The sequence below is a fragment of the Bacillus sp. FSL K6-0923 genome (assembly GCF_038630825.1).
Lineage (GTDB): Bacteria > Bacillota > Bacilli > Bacillales > Bacillaceae > Bacillus > Bacillus pumilus.
Genome location: NZ_CP152044.1, coordinates 1412000 through 1431909 on the forward strand (window position 1 = coordinate 1412000; position 19910 = coordinate 1431909).

A 19910-nucleotide genomic window follows, 5' to 3' on the forward strand; every position below is an offset into this window, starting at 1 on the left:
ATGAAACAAATGGACGCTAATGAAATTATTTCATTTATTCAAAATAGTACAAAATCAACACCTGTCAAAGTCTACATCAAAGGTGATCTAGAAGGCATTGAGTTTGGTGAACATGCAAAAACGTTCATCACAGGAAACACTGGAGTTGTTTTCGGTGAGTGGAGCGACATTCAAAAAGCGTTAGAAACGAACAAAGACAAAATTGAAGATGTTGTCGTGGAAAATGACCGCCGCAACTCTGCAATTCCAATGTTAGATTTAAAGAACATTAAAGCACGTATTGAGCCAGGTGCGATCATTCGTGACCAAGTTGAAATCGGTGATAATGCAGTCATCATGATGGGGGCTTCTATTAATATCGGTTCTGTGATCGGCGAAGGTACGATGATTGACATGAACGTGGTGCTTGGCGGCCGTGCGACAGTAGGTAAGAACTGTCATATCGGTGCTGGATCTGTTCTTGCAGGTGTCATTGAGCCGCCATCTGCTAAACCAGTTGTCGTAGAAGATGATGTTGTCATCGGTGCGAACGCTGTTGTTCTAGAAGGTGTGACAATTGGTAAAGGTGCAGTTGTAGCTGCAGGTGCGATCGTTGTGAACGATGTAGAGCCTTACACAGTTGTAGCAGGTACACCTGCAAAGAAAATTAAAGACATTGATGAAAAAACAAAAGGTAAAACAGAAATCAAACAAGAACTGCGTCAGCTTTAATTCATATAATTCGCAGCTGAAGACATAGACGTGGATATATATCCACGTCTTATTCGTATAGAGGAAAGGAAGCGAATTCACTTGTTAAATCGTGAGCAATTGATATCCATTCGAAGAGATTTACATCAAATCCCTGAGCTTGGTTTTAAGGAATTCAAAACACAAGCATACCTCATCAAGCATCTTGGTGCTTATTCAAAAGATCGAGTTGAGATAGAAACATGGCGAACTGGACTTTTTGTCAAAGTAAAGGGAACAAATCCTGAGCGCGTATTTGCGTATCGTGCAGATATGGACGGCCTGTCTATTCCTGAGGACACAGGGTATCCATTTCAATCAGTACATGAAGGGAAGATGCATGCGTGTGGACATGACCTTCATATGACCATCGCACTTGGGGTCATTGATCATTTCGTTCATGAGCCAATCAAAGAAGATCTATTATTTATGTTCCAGCCGGCAGAAGAAGGTCCAGGCGGAGCTGAACCGATGCTTACAAGTGATGTGCTGAAAAAGTGGACGCCAGATTTTATTACAGCACTGCATATTGCACCTGAATATCCTGTCGGAACGATAGCCACAAAGCCAGGGCTGCTTTTTGCCAATACGAGTGAGCTTGTGATAGATCTTGAAGGAAAAGGCGGACACGCTGCTTACCCTCATTTAGCGAATGATATGGTTGTGGCTGCGAGTGCACTTGTAGGTCAACTGCAATCGGTTATTTCTCGTAATGTCGATCCTCTTGATAGTGCGGTCATTACGATTGGCACGATTACCGGGGGAACGGCTCAAAATATCATTGCGCAGCATGCAAAGCTTGATGGCACCATTCGTACACTTTCACCAGAGTCTATGGAAAAAGTGAGAAAGCGAATTGAAGCACTAGCAAAAGGGATTGAAATTGGCTACGAATGCAAGGTAACCGTGCGATACCCTTCATCTTATTACGAAGTGGATAATTCAAAGGAACTGACAGAGGAATTTATGTCATATGTTTCTGGAGAAGGGCTTGCGAATGTGGTTGAATGCAGAGAGGCCATGACAGGAGAAGATTTTGGCTACATGCTGAAAAAGTACCCTGGATTTATGTTTTGGTTAGGGGTCGATTCAGAATATGGCCTGCATCATTCAAAACTCATGCCTGATGAAAAAGCGATAGAAACAGCTGTAAACGTTATGACGGCTTATTTCAAAAAGCAAGCAGGTGAATGAATAATCAAGCTGCCTCCTGTACACCTTATGAACAGGAGGTGTTCTTGATTATGACAAGAATTGGTGTAGAACCATCTTTATCCGATGTAGAAGAACTACTGAAGCAAAAAGGGTATGACGTCGTACGTATTCAAAATGAACAGCAAATGGATCAGTGTGACTGCTATGTTGTCACAGGACTAGATTCAAATGTTCTTGGCATTTCAGACACAACGACAAAGGCATCTGTGATTACCGCGTCTGGTATGACGGCTGATGAAATTTGTCAAGAAGTAGAACAGCGTGTTCAATAAAACAAACAAGAAAAAGAACCGGTAGCTTATCATCCCGGTTCTTTTTGCTCTTTTTCTATATCGAGTACTTCTTTCATTTTTTTGCGCAAAATACGTTCTACCCGCCATTGCTCCATTGTTTCAGTTTTTGCAATGATGCGCAGTACAAGGGAAGAGGATCCGAACGCCTCCACCCCGACAACTTGAGGTCCTTCGATAATTTGAGGAATGTCCTCTCGTACCTCATCACACGCCGCTTGAAGGGCTGTAATCATTTGATCCACATTCTCTTCTGGAGACAGCTCGATATCAACGAGTGCCTGCATAGTCCCTCTTGAATGGTTGCTCACGTTCAATATGCTTCGATTTGGAATAAAATGAAGGGTGCCGTCAAAACTTCGAAGCTGCGTGGTCCTAAGTCCAATTTGTTCTACGATCCCATCAAAACCAGCAACTGTTATATATTCTCCCACATCGAATTGTTTCTCTAATAGGATAAAGAATCCTGTCACAATATCACTCACTAGTCCTTGAGCGCCAAAGCCGATCGCAAGCCCCACGACGCCTGCACCAGCTAACAATGCGGTCGGGTTATAATGAAATAAGTCGAGGATCATGACGACTAGAATAAAAATCAATAAGTAGGCGAAAATATTTAACGTAAGACTTTGCAGCGTTTGAGCTCTTGATAAAGAGACATCATGCTTTTCAGAGAATGTAGAATAAGCACGCTTAATCATCTTATTTCCGATGGCTCTGATGATAAAATAAATCGCGAAAATAGCGATGAGCTTTAGCAAAATCATACTGCTATTCAGGATAATGGAAACCCAATCTACTTGTTCAAATGCTTTCATGATCTTCAAAACCTTTCTATGTATGCTCTAATAGAGAAGCTAATCATTTGTTCCCTTCTGCAAGACATGTTAAACTTTCGTTAAGTGGAGTAAGAGATTGTGACAAATCGTTAATTAAATTTATTATTAATTAATATTGACTAAAAACCGCTTAAGTATTATAATTGTAATTGTGAAGTTATTAACTAAATGAGAATTTCAACTTTTGATTCTCATTTTATATACAGCTTAGAAGTCTGTATAAAGATATTATTTTTGGAGGGATTTACATATGGCAGAGCGTTTTGTAGGAAAACAAGCTCCACGTTTTGAAATGGAAGCAGTACTTGCTAACAAGGAATTTGGTAAAGTGAGTCTAGAAGAAAACATGAAGAATGACAAATGGACAGTTCTTTTCTTCTACCCAATGGATTTCACATTTGTTTGCCCAACTGAAATTACAGCAATGAGCGATCGTTATGATGAGTTCGAAGATTTAGATGCTGAAATCATTGGTGTATCTACTGATACAATCCATACGCATCTTGCTTGGATCAACACAGACCGTAAAGACAATGGTCTAGGTGAATTGAAATATCCGCTAGCTGCTGACACAAACCACACAGTATCTAGAGAATACGGCGTTTTAATTGAAGAAGAAGGAATTGCACTTCGCGGTCTATTCATTATCAACCCAGAAGGCGAACTTCAATATCAAACAGTATTCCACAACAATATCGGTCGTGATGTAGATGAGACATTACGTGTTCTTCAAGCATTACAAACTGGTGGACTTTGCCCAGCGAACTGGAAGCCTGGTCAAAAAACACTTTAATTGATAACTGAAGAAACAGGAGGGTCTAACTGATGTTAGACCTTTTTGTTTCGACACATACAATGGATGGAGGCGCTTCATAATGAAATTACGTCAACCAATGCCAGAACTAACTGGTGCAAAAGAATGGTTAAATGGAGAAGTAACAAAAGAAGATCTAATTGGTGACAAACCAACATTGATTCATTTCTGGTCAGTCAGCTGTCATCTTTGTAAAGAGGCAATGCCTCAAGTCAATCAATTCCGTGATGAATACAAGGATCAACTAAACGTGATAGCCGTTCATATGCCGCGTTCAGAGGATGACCTAGATCTGGATAAGATCAAGGAAGTTGCGAAAGAGCATGAAATCACCCAGCCAATTTTTGTGGATAGCGATCATAAACTAACAGAAGCCTTTGAAAATGAATATGTACCAGCATATTATGTGTTTGATAAAACAGGTGCTCTACGCCACTTCCAAGCTGGCGGAAGCGGAATGAAAATGCTTGAGAAACGTGTCAATCGAGTGCTTTCTGAGTCTGAAAAGGCTGCAGAATAGGCTTTCCCCCATAATTGGGGGTTTTTTCATGGACAAAAATAGGCGACCTATTGCACGGAATGGACTTGTCCTTCTTAAGAAAAGAGAAATTGAGGGAGTTTATTAAAAAATATTCCTGAAACAAAAAGGTATAACGACCTATTTACATTTTTGTTTTGAAATGAAAATGTAAAGATTTTAACTTTTTACTATTCAGAACGTTTTTGCACAAAAGAAATTTCAGTTTGGTAAATAACGATGTAAATCAAGTAGTATAAGTGTTTATTCAAATTTTTTACAATATTTTAAGGTTTGTCAAAAGCCTTTAGTGGCAATGAAATGGATGCCGATTGTTCCTCTTTGGCAAAATTTTAGTTGAAAATACCTATCTGATAACAAACTGTAAAATGATAAAAAAATAGTTGATAAAATTAGTTTTCTAATCTAATATTTACTATAGAATATTTTTTATATGATGAGGGGGAAATCCATTGTTTAATGAGAGGGAAGCGTTACGATTACGATTGGAACAATTAAACGAAGCAGAAGTAAAGGTCATCCGTGAATATCAAATTGAGCGAGATGCGATTTATGCAAAATTAAGAGAATTAGACCGTCAAGGAACAGGTCTAGTGTCAGATACAAAAAAAGAAGTGCGTGCAGAAAGAAAAACGGATTCACTGCCTGTATTAGCTGAACTGGCTGCACAAGAAATGAGAAGCTACCAGCCGCCTGCACAATCACAATCAAATTCTGCATCAACTTTAGGAACAGGACAGCTAAACGGTGCACCTGTAGGTATTCCTGAAGGATCTACAAGACGCAGAAGAGGCACAGCTCGCCCTGGTTCAAAGGCAGCTAAGCTTCGTGAAGCTGCGATTAAAACGTTAAAGCGTCATAATGCAGCGATTAAAAGCTCTGAACTTCAAAAAGAAATTGAAAAAGAGAGCGGTCTTGAAATTCCAAATATGACAACGTTTATGCAAAGCTTAATTAAAATGTATCCTGAAGTGAAAAAGCCATATCGCGGACAGTATATTTTAGAAGGCGATATTCAAACAGAAGACGAATAAATAAAAAAGAAACTGCTGACGTCATGCCAGCAGTTTTTTTTATTGCGATAATTACTTTTTTTGATCAACTGTATAGACAATTTTTCGTTCCTTTGACAGGCGATCACGCTGTTTTTTGAAGCCATCAATCTTCACTGTCATGACATCTCCATTTTGGTGCACCGCATCGACTTGTGCTTGTAGCGTTTGAACTTGTTCGTTCAGCTTTTTCAAGATGGGTTCGATTTCTTCCGTTGTTTCCAGGATGCTGTCTCGTGAGAATGGCTGTGAATTTGTTTGGGCTGACTGGTCAATATCAGCAAAATGAGATGCGATCCATTCCTCGCTTTCGGCTAACTGCTTTTGATAGCTTATGAGCGTTTCATAAAAAATCGCTTCCTTTGCTTTTTCGATTTGCAGTAATTTCTCTTGTGTTTCATAAAACCGCTCTTGTAGGTGTCTAACGCCTTCCTGTAATAGATTGAGCTCTGCGTTTTTATGACTTAATGTTTGCTGCAGTTTCTCAATCACAGCGGATAAAGTATTTCCTTTTTTCTCCTCTTTTGCAAGCCGTTTATCTTGATCCTGCATCCGTTCATTTAATTGTTGAGAGATTTCTTTATATTTGATGACTTTTAAATGCAGCCGGTGTTTGTCTTCCGTTTCTTTCCTTCTATGAAAGGTTTCTTTTTGGAGCATTTCATGAAGAAGGACTATTTTATGTAATAATTCAGATTTGCTGTAGGAAAGATCCTGTATTTTTGAGGCTGCATGATCTTGATCAATGGTCAATTCATCCAATTGTTGCTTTAATTGCGTGTAATCCTTTTTCATCTCGTGATATTCTTGAGTTAACTTCTTGTTTTTAGAATACGTATATGAGGACTGTAACTCAGAGATCATTTGTTGATATTTGGCTGTTTCTGCTTTTAAGTATAAATTCTCTTGAGATAGATCATGGAATAGGGGAGAAGCATGGCGCCTGTTCATCGATAGACCCTCCTTATTCATGTTACCAATAAAGTATGCGAGATGAGAGTGATTAGAACAACCATATCAAAGGAGGGTGAGCGGATGGACGTAGTCAATGTCATTTTAGCTGGAGGAGCATCGAGACGTTTTGGAGAGCCAAAGGCAAGTTATATGTATCAAGGAAAACCACTATATGAGCATGTGAAAAAGCAGCTTTTGAAAGGACAGATGGTGATCATCAGCCATTCAACACTTCTGACCTTTTTTAAAGAAAGAGGTGAACGAGATGTATGGTTGGATGATGAACAGGTGCGCGGATGCGGGCCGCTTGCCGGCATCTATACGGCGATGCAAAAGAAAGAATCAGCATGGTATTTAGTGACGGCATGTGACATGCCTTTCATCCGGAGAGAGACCGCCGAAGCATTATCGTCCTATTGCAGCGAGCACGTAGATGCAATTATCCCACTTGTTCAGGGAAGGTTACAGCCTTTATTTGCACTTTATCACCGCCGCTGTCTGCCGTCCATTGATGCGTGTTTAAAAGAGAATCAATTAGCCATGAAAGAGTTACTTCAAAGGCTTAAGGTGCGTATCGTTCCAGAGGAGGAACTGAACGTAACACCAAACGAATTTCGAAATATCAATAAAAGAAGCGATTTACCTGAAAACGGTATGATATGATACATAAAAATGGTGAGGAGAGAGCAGCATTGAATGACCGATATTCAAGACAAATTTTGTTCCCTCCGGTTGGGGAAAAGGGTCAGCGTGCGCTTGCTGACAGTCATGTGTTAATTGTTGGAGCGGGTGCACTTGGAACGGCCTCTGCGGAAGGGCTTGTCCGGTCTGGGATCGGCACGTTGACGATTGTCGATCGTGATTATGTAGAATTTTCAAATTTACAGCGGCAGCAGCTGTACACAGAACATGATGCAAAGGCACATGTGCCAAAAGCAGCTGCGGCAAAAAAACGTCTCCAAGAGATCAATCATGAAGTGACCATACACGCCCTGATTGAAGATGCAGGGGTTGAGCTGTTAAGACCGTTATTTCACAGTGCAAATATTGTCATTGATGCGACGGATAATTTTGAGACGAGAATGGTTATGAATGATTTATCGCAGGAAACGAAGACGCCGTGGATATATGGTGCTTGTGTGAGCAGTCAGGGGATGTATATGACCATTTTGCCGGATAAAACGCCGTGTTTATCGTGTGTCTTTACAGAACTGCCTGTTGGCGGCTTGACGTGTGATACAGCGGGGATTATTTCTCCAGCAGTTCAGATGGTTTCTGCTTATCAGCAAACAGAGGCGTTAAAATATTTAACAGGACATGAAGATCAAATCGAACGGAAATTTGTCACATTTGATCTTTGGCAGGCGACAACGTTTAAAATGGATTTGTCTCTTACTAAGCAGAAGGACTGTCCATCTTGCGGCAAAGATAGAACCTATCCTTATTTACACGAGCAGCGTAAAAAAACGACGATTCTTTGCGGGCGGGATACAGTTCAAGTCGTATCTAAGGATTTAGCTAATCTATCATTTCAGCATGTGAAAGAGCGGCTGTCATCTATTTGTGAGGTGGAAGTGAATGACTTCTTAATCCATGTCCGCTATGAGCCTTATCGTATTGTCTTTTTCAAAGGTGGACGTGCATTAATCCATGGAACAAATGATGAAAAAGCAGCCAATTCATTACTAGCAAAACTGCTAGGGATATAGGAGTGAAGTGTGATGGAAAGACGTCAGCCAATTCCAGTACAAGAAGCCATTCAGAAAGTCCATCAATATGAAAAGCATGGAGAACAAGAATGGGTGCCCTTAAGAATTAGCCTTGAAAGGTTCATTGCAGAAGACATTTTGGCAGATCATGATGTGCCTGCATTTGATCGGTCCCCGTATGATGGTTTTGCACTTCGGGCAGAAGATACAATAGAAGCGTCAAGCGAGCATCCGATTGAATTTGAGGTCATTGATCACATTGGGGCAGGAGTGGTCTCAGCAAAAAACATCGGTCCCTTTCAAGCCATCCGTATCATGACAGGAGCAAAAATCCCGGATGGAGCAAATGTCGTCATCATGCTTGAGCTGACTAAGTCCTATGAAAAAGAGGGCAAATTATATATGTCACTTAAAAGACCGCTGAAAAAAGGGGACAATATTTCTCGTCAAGGAGAAGAGGTACTTGAAGGGAATGTGATGCTTAAAAAAGGAACCAAAGTAACTCCGGGCGTTACGGCCCTATTGGCGACATTTGGATATGCGGTAGTCCCAGTTGTCAAAAAGCCAGTGATCGGCATCATCTCAACAGGTACAGAGCTTCTTCAAGTGAGTGATGCGATGGTGGATGGGAAGATTAGAAACAGTAACCTTAGTATGGTTTATGCCCAGATCCTTAAGGCTGGGGGAGAGCCGCTTGATTTAGGCGGTGTGTCCGATGATTTTGACAAAAGCTTTCATGCAGTCAAAGCAGCTTTAAGCAAGGTAGACTACTTAATCACAACAGGCGGAGTTTCAGTAGGTGATTTTGACTTTCTCCCCGCGATTTATGAGAAGCTTGGAGCTCAGGTGCTATTTAATAAAGTGGCTATGAGACCTGGAAGTGTGACAACGGTTGCTGCAATGCCAAATGGTCAACTGCTCTTTGGCCTGTCAGGAAATCCTGCTGCCTGTTTTGTTGGCTTTGAATTATTTGTGAAACCGATGATCTATAAATGGTCTTTGAAGAAACAGCCGTTCCCCGATTTTGCTGAGGCGAAGCTGACACACGATTTTCCAAAAGCCAATCCGTTCACTCGATTTGTCAGAGCAGCACTTCAATTCACGGGCAGTCAGCTCAGTGTAACCCCAACAGGTCTCGATAAATCAAGTGCCGTAACCTCAATTGCAGAGGCTAACTGTTTCATCGTGCTGCCAGGTGGAACAAGAGGTTTTAAGGCCGGTGATCAGGTGCATGTTCTGCTGTTTCAGCACGAAGGCGAGGGTTCCCCATGCTGGATGACACATTAAGTATATTACAGGTGGTCGGCTATCAAAACAGCGGCAAGACGTCGTTGATTGAAAAGCTCTGTCAGCTGGCTGTACTTGATGGGCTGAAGCTAGGTTGCTTTAAACACCATGGACATGGCGGTAAACCAGATCGTCTTTTGAAAGAAAAAGACACTGATCGATATGTCGGGGCAGGTGCATTTGCCGCTGGCGTAGAAGGAGAGGGTGAATTTCACTTTTCAATGCAGCACATTACGTTAGAGCAATTGCTCAATATGTGTGAGCATCTTCCATTAGACGCGGTCTTGATAGAAGGGTATAAACAGGCACCATACCGCAAAATCGTTTGTGCGAAGAATGAAGAGGAGCTCATTGAACTTTCAACACTTTCCAATATACAAGCAGCTATTTATTTTTCTCAAGAGTTTCAGTTAGCCGAAAATTATTCTTTTCCAGTGTTTTCAGCCTTTGAAAAGGATGCGAACTCATTTTGTTATAACTTATTGAAGGGAGGCGGCTCTATTTGAGTGAACTTTTTAAAATAACAAAAATGCCGATTGATGTGAATGAATTGATTCAGCATGTGACAAAGCGGAAGGCAGGGGCCATTACGACGTTTATCGGGACGGTCAGAGAGTGGACAAACGGTAAGAAAACGCTGCGCTTAACTTATGAAGCTTACATACCAATGGCAGAAAGCATGCTAAGTCAAATTGGACAAGAAATCAAAAAACGGTGGCCTGATACTGAAGCTGCCATTATGCATAGGATCGGGACACTTGATATAACGGATATTGCAGTTGCGATAGCCGTTTCATCTCCTCATAGGAAAGCTGCATACGAAGCGAACGAATATGCCATTGAGCGAATTAAGGAAATTGTGCCGATTTGGAAAAAAGAATATTGGGAAGACGGGGAAGCCTGGATAGGTGATCAGCTTGAAACAGTTTCATATCCAGAGGGGAAACCTAGTGATCTTCAACTTGCAAAGAAAGAAGGTGATCAGGTTGATTAGTGTATTATTGTTCGCCGGCCTTGCTGAGAAGGCCGGTAAACAACAAATCATCATTCAAAAAGATCGAACAACGGTTGATGAGATTAAATTAGAATTACAGGAGGTATATGGTGTTGATGCTGCACATAATGTGATGGTTGCAGTCAACGAACGATATACGAGGGGAAACGCTGAAGTGTGTAGCGGGGACACTGTTGCATTCATTCCTCCTGTAAGCGGTGGATAATAGATATTAGAGGATTTGGTTATGGCCAGCGGCTGTAACCAATTTTTTATGTGTGAAAAGATTGTAGAGGAATTTGGGTGTGATCTTCGTAAATAAAACATCCCCTTCGTGCTTTAGAAATGTGAGGATCGAGCTGCTGTATTAGATCATACAATTCGCTAATTCGTCTCACATTGAAATCTGTCTGGGCTTGAAGTTGTTCTTTTAATTCTTTTGTGCTCACAATGCTTCCCTTTTTCTCTTTAATAATATCTACACATCTAGCAGCGTAGTATATTTTGTCATTTGAGGGTCTGCTTTCTTTCATATCAAGTAATTTGAGCTCATGATAAATCAGTTCTCTTTCCTTTCGAAAGTATTGCCATGCTTCTTGTTCCTTTTCATAAAGTAAAATCAATTGCGTTTTCAATTTTTCTCTTAACATTCACTTGACTCCATTTCCACTATCATTTAACCTACCTCTATTTTACATTATATGAAAAAATAACTTTTGATCAAGTAAAATCATTATATTTTTAATTTTTTAATATGAAAGTATTGTTACTAAAGGCTCATTTGTTCTATAAAAGAAACCAATCGTAGTCCTATAAAGCCGGGATTTGTTGAAATTACTAGGATTATTTTAACAAAAAATTGTTGTGTCTCTCAAAGACCATCCGAATTCAAAGGAAAAGGATATTTATTCCGAAAGACATGTGTTTTTTTGATAAAATGTTTTTAGGTCAGAAAAACCTTTATTTATTGATATGAATATGGTCTAGTCATGGTGTCATTTGGAGGATTTCATCCATGATAATAGAATAATAGATAATTTTTCCCTCAATGAAAATAAGAAAATCAAATCATCCATCACTTATTGGCAATCTTTTGATAAAATAGAAAGAATAAGAGAGAGCATGTGCGTTTGCATACTTGCATGACATAGAGAGGATGACATTTGATGAAAGAAAATATGCAAAAGCCTACGATCATTGGAGTGAGCACAAGGCCTTCGGAGCACCTGAAAAGAGTATGGGAAAATCCGGTGGTTTGGTGGCCTTTATCCTGCGTACTTCTTTTAACAGTGATTGTGACTTATTTGTCAGAGCTGGTGAATGAAGGAATGTGGGCAGATTTAAGCTTGCCGGTATCGGTCGTTTATGTGGTGACGCTAATTGGTCTACTTCTCGGGCTTGTGGTTAATGCTGCAATCTATAAGTTCATCGTTTTTTTAGCAAAGGGTGATGCATCGTTTCAGCAGCTGTTTTCAGCGGTCCTGTTTATTACACCAGTTACGATCGTTGGTACGATTATTTCTCATCTGTCCATCATTCTGTTCCATGTACCAAAAAACATCACAATCACCTCATTAAATGCACTCATTCAAACGTCTGGTCCATGGCATGCTGTGCTTGCCAATATTGATCTATTTGTGATCTGGAACCTTGTTTTAACAGGCTTTTTATTGATGAAAGTTGGCCATATATCGCCAAGAATAGCTTGGACCATTATAGGAGTCTTTTATCTCTTATCTATCATTTTTCAATATGTAGGAACTGCAATCACCATATCAGTAAGCTGGGGGTAGAATGTCTTTATGAGAAAGAAAATCATCATCGGATCCATTTTTATTATTGTTATCGGTCTATTTATTGGCTTTAACATTGCGAAAAATCAAGCAAAGCCTGCTTCAACAGCAGCGATCAAAACAGTAAAACCCTCGCAAAAAGAAATCACCACTAAGGTGATGACGCCAGGGACACTTTCATTCTTTGAAGAACAGTTTATTTATGCAGAAGAGGAAAAGGGACACTTGAAGGGAATTTCTGTAAAAGAAGGAGAAAAGGTAAAGCCTGGAACGCCGCTTCTTACATATGAAAATAGAGAGCTGGAGCTTGAAGAAGAGCAGCAAGCTCTTGCGGCTGAATCCAGTACTTTAAAACGCGAACAATTACAAAATAGATTGAGCGAATTAGACAAAAAACAAGAAGGCGAATCCGCCACCAATTCTAGAAACGAGCGAGACCAGCTTGAATTAGAGCTGAAAGCGGCTGAATTAGAACAAAAACAAGCAGAGATCAGCCAAGAAAAAGTAAAAGCACAAATAGAAGATTTAATCGTACATAGTAAAATTGATGGTACAGTGATTTCCATTGAGCAAGAAGAAGGGGCAGGAAAGCCGGAAGAGAGGCAGCCGATCATTCATATTGGCAATGAGAAAAAAATGGTTGTGCGAGGATTGATTTCTGAGTATGACGCCATAAAAGTGAAAAAGAAACAAAAAGTAAAGATAACGTCTGATGTCATTCGCGGAGAGAGCTGGCAAGGAGTCGTGAAAAAAGTGGGGGGTGTACCTGCTCAGGCAGCATCCGAAACAACTGCAGGTGATCAAACGGTGCAATATCCAGTTGAAATCGAAATAAAGGGAAAAAAACCTGAAGCAAAACCTGGTTTTAAAATGATCATGGAAATTGAAACAGATAAGCGTCAAGCCCTAACGATTCCTGAATCAGCTGTAAAAAAAGAGGATGATGGACAATACGTTTATGTTGTCAAAAAGAATGTACTTAAAAAAGTAAAAGTGGTGCTAGGGGAAACGTCAGGTCATGATCTTGAGGTGACAAAAGGTGTCGTGGCAGAGGATCAAATCATTTCTCATCCATCAGATGACATGTATGACGGAATGGAAGTGAATGCTGAATGATTCAGCTTTCAAACGTGACAAAAAGCTATGAGGTTGCCGAGGAATCATTTGATGTATTAAGTGAGATCGATCTTGTCATTGAAAAAGGCGAGTATATGTCCATTATGGGCCCCTCCGGCTCTGGAAAATCGACGTTAATGAATATCATCGGCTGTTTAGACCGGCCAACTACAGGACAATATCATTTTCAAGGAAGAGAGCTGTCAGCAGCAAAGGATCAAGACCTCGCAGTGATTCGAAATCAATTCATTGGATTTGTCTTTCAGCAATTTCACCTGCTGCCGAGGTTAAATGCAAGGCGTAATGTTGAGCTTCCGATGATTTACGCTGGTATCAGTCAAAAAGAAAGAAAAGAACGTGCAGAGATGGCACTTGAAAAGGTTGGTTTGTCAGACCGAATGAAACACATGCCAAGCGAGTTGTCGGGAGGGCAAAAGCAAAGGGTGGCAATTGCCCGTGCAATTGTCAATAAGCCGCAGCTTATCTTAGCAGATGAACCGACAGGCGCTCTTGACTCAAAAACAAGCTTCTCAATCATGGAACAGTTTACGAAGCTGAATGAGGAAGGAACAACGATTGTGCTTGTTACCCATGAAGAAGAAATAGCTGCGTATACAAATCGGACGGTCGTTGTAAGAGATGGACGACTCGTTGAAGATAGATTGACACAAGGGGACGCTATGAATGAAACTCTTTGAAAATATCAAAATAGCGATGAATTCTGTTTTAGCTCATAAATTACGTTCTATTTTAACGATGCTTGGGATTATTATTGGTGTTGGATCAGTCATTGCGGTCGTGGCTATCGGTCAAGGCGGCGAGCAAATGCTAAAAGGGTCGATTTCAGGTCCAAACAATACCGTTGATATGATGTATACGCCCTCTGACGAAGAGTTAAATGCAAATCCCAACGCTTTATTCGACGCCGCATTTACTGAGGAAGACATCAAAAGCATTAAGACAATCAATGGGGTGAATCAGGTTGCATCTTCGACTGCGCAAGGAATGCAGCTGAGATTTCAAGATACGACAGTGGATGCGACAGTTAACGGTATAAATGAAGGGTATACGAATGTACATTCATTACAAATAGCCGAAGGACAGAATTTAAGAGATATTGACTTTAGAAGCGGCAGAAGAGCCGCCCTTATCTCTGAAGGCTTACAAAAAGAATTATTTAATGGACAGAAGGCATTGGGCGAAATGATTTGGATGAACGGACAGCCGGTTGAAGTCATCGGTGTTTTAGCCAAACAAAAAGGGATGCTTTCATTCGATATGAATGAAATATATGTCCCATTCGCCATGCTCACCTCCACATTTGGGATCAGTGAATACGATAAGTTGTCAATTCAAGTCGCACATGCTGATCAAATGAAGGAAGTAGGAAAGAATGCGGCTGCATTATTAAATGAGAATCATCATACAGAAGATGCTTATGAAATGATCAACATGGAAGAAATCGCAGAAGGCATCGGTCAAATCACGTCTGTCATGACAACAATCATTGGCTCAATAGCTGGAATTTCCTTACTTGTCGGAGGTATCGGCGTGATGAATATTATGCTTGTTTCTGTGACAGAGAGGACAAGGGAAATCGGTATCCGAAAAGCGATTGGAGCAACGAGGGCTCAAATACTCGTTCAATTTTTAATTGAGTCTGTCGTCTTAACCTTGATCGGCGGGTTGATGGGGATTGCACTAGGTATAGGCGGTGCCTCGTTAGTATCACTCATTGCCGGCTGGCCGTCCTTAGTATCTTGGCAAATCATCTGTGTAGGTGTTCTGTTTAGTATGCTAATTGGGATTGTTTTTGGGTTAATTCCTGCGAATAAAGCAGCAAGACTAGATCCTATTGATTCTCTTAGATATGAATAATTTCGAGAAGAACCAAAAGCATACAAACAGTGTGAATTCCGCTGTAATCAAGGATTAAAAGCTTTTATGCACATTGCATAAAAGCTTTTTTTAGTTCTATTGAATGAAATGAAAAATGATAGAAATGCTAAGATCATGACTTTCATCTTAATGTCACATATTTTTCAGTTTACAAATGGTACATATAAAGGTAAGATGACCATGGTGAAAGATTTTGATAGTTATTGAATGTATTTGATTGTTTTATATTGATAATGTTGAAAAAAGCGATTACAATAAAGGTGCGCGCAAAATGAATACGTTTTCAAAAGGGGGTGTTTCCATGTTAACACCGGAAAGACATCAACTCATTATTGACTGTTTAGAAGAAAATGATGTCATCAAAATACAGGACTTAACGATTATGACGGATGCGTCTGAATCAACTATTAGAAGGGATTTATCAGCCCTTGAAGAAAAAGGATTTCTAAAAAGGGTCCATGGGGGAGCAGCCAAGATATCAAGTATCCGTCTTGAACCAGATGTATTTGAGAAATCTGCCAAAAACCTTCAAGAAAAGTCATTGATTGCGGAGGCAGCTGCTTCACTTTTAAAACAGGGAGATTGTATTTATTTAGACGCTGGTACGACCACACAGCAAATGATTGAATATATCGATCCAGATCAAGATATTGTTGTGGTGACAAACGGTGTTATGCACATTGAAGCACTCATGAGAAAAGGTATTTCTTTCTACCTGATAGGCGGATCAGTGAAACATCGAACAGGAGCCATGGTCGGTGCCGCAGCTTTGACGGCGATGGAAAATTACCGTTTTGACAAAAGCTTTGTTGGGACGAATGGCATTCATCCCGAGGCAGGGTTTACAACACCTGATCCAGAGGAAGCGCTCATGAAAAAAAGGGCCATGAAGCAGGCAAAAAAAACCTATATCTTAACAGATGCCTCCAAGTTTGGCGAAATATCGTTTTCAACCTTTGCTAGTTTACAGGAAGCCACCATTATCACAAACGACGCAAAAGAAGATTCATTCGATAATTACCATGAAAAAACGGTTATAAAGGTAGTGAAAACATGATTTATACAGTTACTTTAAACCCATCAGTTGATTACATCGTACACGTGGAGGATTTCGCAGTCGGCGGTTTGAATCGTTCAACCTATGACAAAAAATATCCGGGCGGAAAAGGGATCAATGTCTCAAGGCTTTTAAAACGTCACGGTGTGGAATCAAAAGCGCTTGGATTTATAGGCGGATTTACAGGCAAATATATTCAAGACTTTTTACAAAACGAACAATTACAAACAGCCTTTCACGAGGTGTCAGAAGATACACGAATTAATGTGAAACTAAAAACAGGTGAAGAAACCGAAATCAACGGACTCGGCCCATCCATTACTGAAGCACAATTTGAGTCGTTTCTGTCTCAATTTACTTCATTGATTGAAGGAGATGTCGTTGTGTTAGCTGGCAGTATTCCTTCTTCATTGCCTCATAACACGTATGAACGTATTGCTGAGGTATGTGAAAAGCAAGGCGTTAGAGTTGTCCTTGATATTTCTGGAGAAGCCCTAAAAAAAGCAGCAGGCTTGAAACCGTTCTTAATGAAGCCAAACCATCATGAACTAGGTGAAATGTTTGAGACGAGCATCTCTAGTGCAGAAGAAGCTATTCCTTATGGAAAGAAGCTATTAGAACAAGGTGCTGAACATGTTATTGTATCCATGGCTGGTAATGGCGCTCTCTTATTCAGTAAGGAAGGGATTTATCAGTCCAATGTTCCAAAGGGTACGCTTGTTAATTCGGTTGGTGCAGGGGATTCAGTCGTTGCAGGATTTTTAGCCGGCGTTTCGAAAGGCCTTTCGATTGAAGAATCATTTAAGCTTGGCGTCACATCAGGCAGTGCTACAGCATTTTCTGAGGAGCTTGGGACAAAAGAGCTTGTTGACACACTATTACCACAAGTAAAAGTCACACGCATTTAAAGGAGGAGTCACACCATGAAAATAACAGAACTACTCACAAAGCAGACCATTAAGCTTCAATTAGACAGCCAGCAGAAAGAAGCAGTCATTGAAGAACTAGTCACTGTTTTAGATACAGCTGGCAAGTTAAATGATAAAGAGGGCTACAAAGAAGCGGTGATCAACCGTGAAAAACAAAGTTCTACTGGTATTGGCGAAGGAATTGCGATTCCTCACGCTAAAACAGCAAGTGTCAAAGAGCCTGCTATTGCATTTGGCCGCTCGACAGCTGGTGTAGATTATGAATCACTGGATGCGCAGCCTAGTCATCTTGTCTTTATGATTGCAGCAACTGAAGGCGCAAACAACACGCATTTAGAAGCCCTTTCTCGTTTATCAACACTTCTGATGCGTGAAGAAATCAGAAAGCAGCTTCTTGAAGCGGCTACTGAAGATGAAATCATCGATATCATCAATACGCATGACAAGGACGATGAAGAAGAAGAGGAAGTTCAAGAGGAACCAGCTCCAGCAGGTAAGCCAGCTAAGATTTTAGCAGTAACAGCTTGCCCAACGGGTATTGCACATACATTTATGGCGGCAGATGCTTTGAAAGAAAAAGCGAAAGAAATGGGCGTTGACATTAAAGTCGAAACAAACGGCTCTGGTGGTATTAAACACGCTCTCACCGCAAAAGAAATTGAAGAAGCACCAGCCATCATTGTGGCAGCGGACAAGCAAGTTGAAATGGAACGCTTTAAAGGCAAACATGTTATTGAAGTGCCTGTGACAGCAGGAATCCGTCGTCCGCAGGAATTGATTGAAAAAGCAGTCAATCAAGATGCACCGATCTATAAAGGCTCTGGCGGCAGTTCTTCAAAAGACGAACATGAGTCATCTGGCAAAGGTAGAAGTGGTTTCTACAAGCACTTAATGAGCGGTGTAAGCAACATGCTTCCATTTGTTGTCGGAGGCGGTATCCTTGTTGCAATTTCATTCTTCTGGGGAATTAACTCAGCAGATCCTAAAGACCCTTCATTTAATTCATTTGCAGCTGTATTAAAAGGAATTGGCGGAGATAATGCGCTTGCCTTAATCGTCGCTGTATTAGCCGGATTTATTGCGATGAGTATTGCAGATCGTCCAGGTTTTGCGCCAGGTATGGTCGGTGGATTTATGGCGTCAGCAGCAGGTGCAGGATTCCTAGGTGGACTCATTGCCGGTTTCCTTGCTGGTTATGTCGTTGTGTTACTTAAAAAAGTATTCACATTTGTACCGCAGTCACTCGACGGGATTAAGCCAGTTCTGCTGTATCCATTGTTCGGTATTTTCTTCACAGGTATCATCATGCATTACATTGTGAACACACCAGTAAAAATGGTGATGGACGGATTAACTCATTGGCTTGAAACTTTAGGTACTGGAAACCTTGTCTTAATGGGCATTATTTTGGCAGGTATGATGGCGATTGATATGGGTGGTCCAATTAACAAAGCGGCTTACACATTTGGTCTTGCGATGATTGCTGCTGGAAACTATGCACCGCACGCTGCCATTATGGCAGGCGGAATGGTACCACCACTAGGTATTGCACTTGCGACAACAATCTTTAGAAATAAGTTCTCAAAACGTGACCGAGAAGCAGGGATTACATGCTACTTCATGGGAGCTGCCTTCATTACTGAAGGGGCAATCCCGTTTGCAGCGGCTGACCCTCTACGCGTGATTCCTTCAGCTGTCATTGGAGCAGCTGTGGCTGGCGGATTAACGGAATTCTTTAGAGTCACGCTTCCTGCACCGCACGGCGGACTATTCGTTTTCTGGGTAACAAATCATCCAATTCTTTATATCATCAGCATCTTAATCGGTGCCGTTGTAACAGCGATTTTACTTGGTATTTTGAAAAAACCAGTGAAACTAGAAGCGTAATTCAGAGGAGAAGCATCGTGAAAAGCGGTGTTTCTTTTTGTTTAATTACGAACAAATTAGGAAAAAATATCTAATTGAATGGTTGTCTTGTGAATTTTTAAATGACATGTGATAAAGTAAAGTTATTCAATTCACGTTTCAAGTCTTTTAGCAGAAAGTCTTAGGAGGAAGCAGTATTTTGAACGAAGAAAACAAACAAAACGAAAATGATATTCAATCTGATGCAAAGCAAGCCAAAACAGAGAAGAAAAGTTCACTGTTTGAATGGATCAAAGCCATTTTAATTGCACTTGCGCTCGTCTTGCTCATCCGTACGTTTATATTTGAGCCGTATGTGGTGGAAGGAGAGTCGATGGAACCGACCCTTCATGATGGGGAAAAGCTGTTCGTCAACAAAACCATTAACTACCTAGGTGGTGTCAAACGAGGTGACATCGTGATTATTAATGGAAAAGACGGCCAGAAAATTCATTATGTAAAACGATTGATCGGTCTTCCGGGAGACACGATTGAAATGAAGGATGATACGCTTTACATTAATGGTAAAAAAGTAGATGAGCCTTATTTAAAAGAGAACAAGGCACATGCGAAAGAGTATGAAGTGCATTTGACAGGGGATTTTGGTCCAGTGAAAGTACCGAAAAACGATTACTTTGTGATGGGGGACAACAGGCTCAACTCCATGGACAGCAGAAATGGACTTGGACTCATTGAAAAGGATCGGGTTGTCGGGACATCAGAATTTGTTTTCTTCCCATTTGGCGACATTCGGCAAACAAAATAAAAGCACCCTTCTCAGATGCATGAG

23 protein-coding genes are annotated in these 19910 nt (G+C 40.7%); 20 read left to right on the top strand and 3 right to left on the bottom strand.

From position 1 onward, the window contains the following. From dapD to MHI16_RS07115, 3 genes are all read left to right on the top strand, one after another. On the top strand, nucleotides 1-711 hold the full coding sequence (gene dapD / locus MHI16_RS07105; RefSeq protein ID WP_058014112.1) for a 2,3,4,5-tetrahydropyridine-2,6-dicarboxylate N-acetyltransferase: 711 nt from the start codon (nucleotides 1-3) through the stop codon (nucleotides 709-711). An 81-nt stretch (nucleotides 712-792) separates the two neighbouring features. Continuing rightward, nucleotides 793-1923 (top strand): N-acetyldiaminopimelate deacetylase, encoded by a 1131-nt coding sequence (locus tag MHI16_RS07110; RefSeq protein WP_061407611.1) that lies wholly within the window; start codon nucleotides 793-795, stop codon nucleotides 1921-1923. 50 nt (nucleotides 1924-1973) lie between these two features. Beyond that, on the top strand, nucleotides 1974-2216 hold the full coding sequence (locus tag MHI16_RS07115; RefSeq protein WP_003211408.1) for a YkuS family protein: 243 nt from the start codon (nucleotides 1974-1976) through the stop codon (nucleotides 2214-2216). A 29-nt stretch (nucleotides 2217-2245) separates the two neighbouring features. Here the strand turns inward: MHI16_RS07115 and MHI16_RS07120 are convergent, their stop codons facing one another. Then, nucleotides 2246-3052: a mechanosensitive ion channel family protein gene (locus MHI16_RS07120; protein WP_058014109.1), complete on the bottom strand. Its 807-nt coding sequence runs from the start codon at nucleotides 3050-3052 to the stop codon at nucleotides 2246-2248. Nucleotides 3053-3323: 271 nt separating this feature from the next. Between MHI16_RS07120 and ahpA the strand changes: the two genes are divergently transcribed. The 3 genes from ahpA to rok all read left to right on the top strand — a co-directional run bounded on the left by ahpA (nucleotide 3324) and on the right by rok (nucleotide 5459). After that, on the top strand, nucleotides 3324-3866 hold the full coding sequence (gene ahpA, locus MHI16_RS07125; RefSeq protein WP_003211758.1) for a biofilm-specific peroxidase AhpA: 543 nt from the start codon (nucleotides 3324-3326) through the stop codon (nucleotides 3864-3866). An 82-nt stretch (nucleotides 3867-3948) separates the two neighbouring features. After that, the gene (locus MHI16_RS07130; RefSeq protein ID WP_003211884.1) at nucleotides 3949-4407 is read left to right on the top strand and encodes a TlpA disulfide reductase family protein; all 459 of its coding nucleotides are present in this window, start codon (nucleotides 3949-3951) and stop codon (nucleotides 4405-4407) included. Nucleotides 4408-4877: 470 nt separating this feature from the next. Further along, a complete protein-coding gene (gene rok, locus MHI16_RS07135) occupies nucleotides 4878-5459 on the top strand; it encodes a transcriptional regulator Rok (RefSeq protein ID WP_058014107.1) in 582 nt (193 codons plus the stop codon). A 51-nt stretch (nucleotides 5460-5510) separates the two neighbouring features. On the opposite strand, the gene MHI16_RS07140 is transcribed toward rok, so the two are convergent. Continuing rightward, nucleotides 5511-6428 carry a hypothetical protein gene (locus MHI16_RS07140; protein WP_058014106.1) on the bottom strand — a complete coding sequence of 306 codons (918 nt, stop codon included), beginning with the start codon at nucleotides 6426-6428 and terminating at the stop codon, nucleotides 5511-5513. A gap of 84 nt (nucleotides 6429-6512) precedes the next feature. Here MHI16_RS07140 and MHI16_RS07145 point away from each other — a divergent pair, with 84 nt between their 5' ends. Genes MHI16_RS07145 through moaD form a run of 6 tightly spaced genes read left to right on the top strand, consistent with a single transcriptional unit; the run spans nucleotide 6513 to nucleotide 10647 of the window. Further along, complete coding sequence (locus MHI16_RS07145; protein ID WP_058014105.1) at nucleotides 6513-7094, top strand: molybdenum cofactor guanylyltransferase; 582 nt, start codon at nucleotides 6513-6515, stop codon at nucleotides 7092-7094. A 29-nt stretch (nucleotides 7095-7123) separates the two neighbouring features. Next, nucleotides 7124-8140 carry a thiazole biosynthesis adenylyltransferase ThiF gene (locus MHI16_RS07150; RefSeq protein WP_058014104.1) on the top strand — a complete coding sequence of 339 codons (1017 nt, stop codon included), beginning with the start codon at nucleotides 7124-7126 and terminating at the stop codon, nucleotides 8138-8140. Between the two features lie 9 nt (nucleotides 8141-8149). Further along, a complete protein-coding gene (glp, locus tag MHI16_RS07155; RefSeq protein ID WP_268467034.1) occupies nucleotides 8150-9427 on the top strand; it encodes a gephyrin-like molybdotransferase Glp in 1278 nt (425 codons plus the stop codon). Continuing rightward, the gene (mobB, locus tag MHI16_RS07160; protein ID WP_058014102.1) at nucleotides 9409-9933 is read left to right on the top strand and encodes a molybdopterin-guanine dinucleotide biosynthesis protein B; all 525 of its coding nucleotides are present in this window, start codon (nucleotides 9409-9411) and stop codon (nucleotides 9931-9933) included. The genes glp and mobB overlap by 19 nt, the downstream gene beginning before the upstream one ends. A 23-nt stretch (nucleotides 9934-9956) precedes the next feature. After that, nucleotides 9957-10421, top strand: coding sequence for a molybdenum cofactor biosynthesis protein MoaE (locus MHI16_RS07165; protein ID WP_268467363.1), 465 nt, complete (start codon nucleotides 9957-9959; stop codon nucleotides 10419-10421). Continuing rightward, nucleotides 10414-10647, top strand: coding sequence for a molybdopterin converting factor subunit 1 (moaD, locus tag MHI16_RS07170; RefSeq protein WP_058014101.1), 234 nt, complete (start codon nucleotides 10414-10416; stop codon nucleotides 10645-10647). The genes MHI16_RS07165 and moaD overlap by 8 nt, the downstream gene beginning before the upstream one ends. Nucleotides 10648-10693: 46 nt before the next feature. Here moaD and MHI16_RS07175 read toward each other — a convergent pair whose 3' ends face one another. Continuing rightward, nucleotides 10694-11071, bottom strand: a complete 378-nt coding sequence (locus MHI16_RS07175; protein WP_003211488.1) for a hypothetical protein — start codon at nucleotides 11069-11071, stop codon at nucleotides 10694-10696. Between the two features lie 516 nt (nucleotides 11072-11587). Here MHI16_RS07175 and MHI16_RS07180 point away from each other — a divergent pair. The 8 genes from MHI16_RS07180 to lepB all read left to right on the top strand — a co-directional run bounded on the left by MHI16_RS07180 (nucleotide 11588) and on the right by lepB (nucleotide 19886). Beyond that, a complete protein-coding gene (locus MHI16_RS07180; RefSeq protein ID WP_058014100.1) occupies nucleotides 11588-12214 on the top strand; it encodes a YIP1 family protein in 627 nt (208 codons plus the stop codon). A 9-nt stretch (nucleotides 12215-12223) separates the two neighbouring features. Next, complete coding sequence (locus tag MHI16_RS07185) at nucleotides 12224-13330, top strand: efflux RND transporter periplasmic adaptor subunit (protein WP_058014099.1); 1107 nt, start codon at nucleotides 12224-12226, stop codon at nucleotides 13328-13330. Beyond that, the gene (locus MHI16_RS07190; RefSeq protein ID WP_058014098.1) at nucleotides 13327-14028 is read left to right on the top strand and encodes an ABC transporter ATP-binding protein; all 702 of its coding nucleotides are present in this window, start codon (nucleotides 13327-13329) and stop codon (nucleotides 14026-14028) included. Before MHI16_RS07185 ends, MHI16_RS07190 begins: the two co-directional genes overlap by 4 nt. After that, the gene (locus tag MHI16_RS07195; protein ID WP_058014097.1) at nucleotides 14015-15208 is read left to right on the top strand and encodes an ABC transporter permease; all 1194 of its coding nucleotides are present in this window, start codon (nucleotides 14015-14017) and stop codon (nucleotides 15206-15208) included. The genes MHI16_RS07190 and MHI16_RS07195 overlap by 14 nt, the downstream gene beginning before the upstream one ends. A gap of 322 nt (nucleotides 15209-15530) precedes the next feature. Further along, nucleotides 15531-16286 carry a DeoR/GlpR family DNA-binding transcription regulator gene (locus MHI16_RS07200; RefSeq protein ID WP_058014096.1) on the top strand — a complete coding sequence of 252 codons (756 nt, stop codon included), beginning with the start codon at nucleotides 15531-15533 and terminating at the stop codon, nucleotides 16284-16286. Next, a complete protein-coding gene (gene pfkB / locus MHI16_RS07205; RefSeq protein ID WP_058014095.1) occupies nucleotides 16283-17194 on the top strand; it encodes a 1-phosphofructokinase in 912 nt (303 codons plus the stop codon). Before MHI16_RS07200 ends, pfkB begins: the two co-directional genes overlap by 4 nt. Before the next feature lie 15 nt (nucleotides 17195-17209). Continuing rightward, nucleotides 17210-19102, top strand: coding sequence for a PTS fructose transporter subunit IIABC (locus MHI16_RS07210; protein ID WP_058014094.1), 1893 nt, complete (start codon nucleotides 17210-17212; stop codon nucleotides 19100-19102). A gap of 211 nt (nucleotides 19103-19313) precedes the next feature. Further along, the gene (gene lepB / locus MHI16_RS07215; RefSeq protein WP_029706712.1) at nucleotides 19314-19886 is read left to right on the top strand and encodes a signal peptidase I; all 573 of its coding nucleotides are present in this window, start codon (nucleotides 19314-19316) and stop codon (nucleotides 19884-19886) included. Nucleotides 19887-19910: the final 24 nt, after the last annotated feature.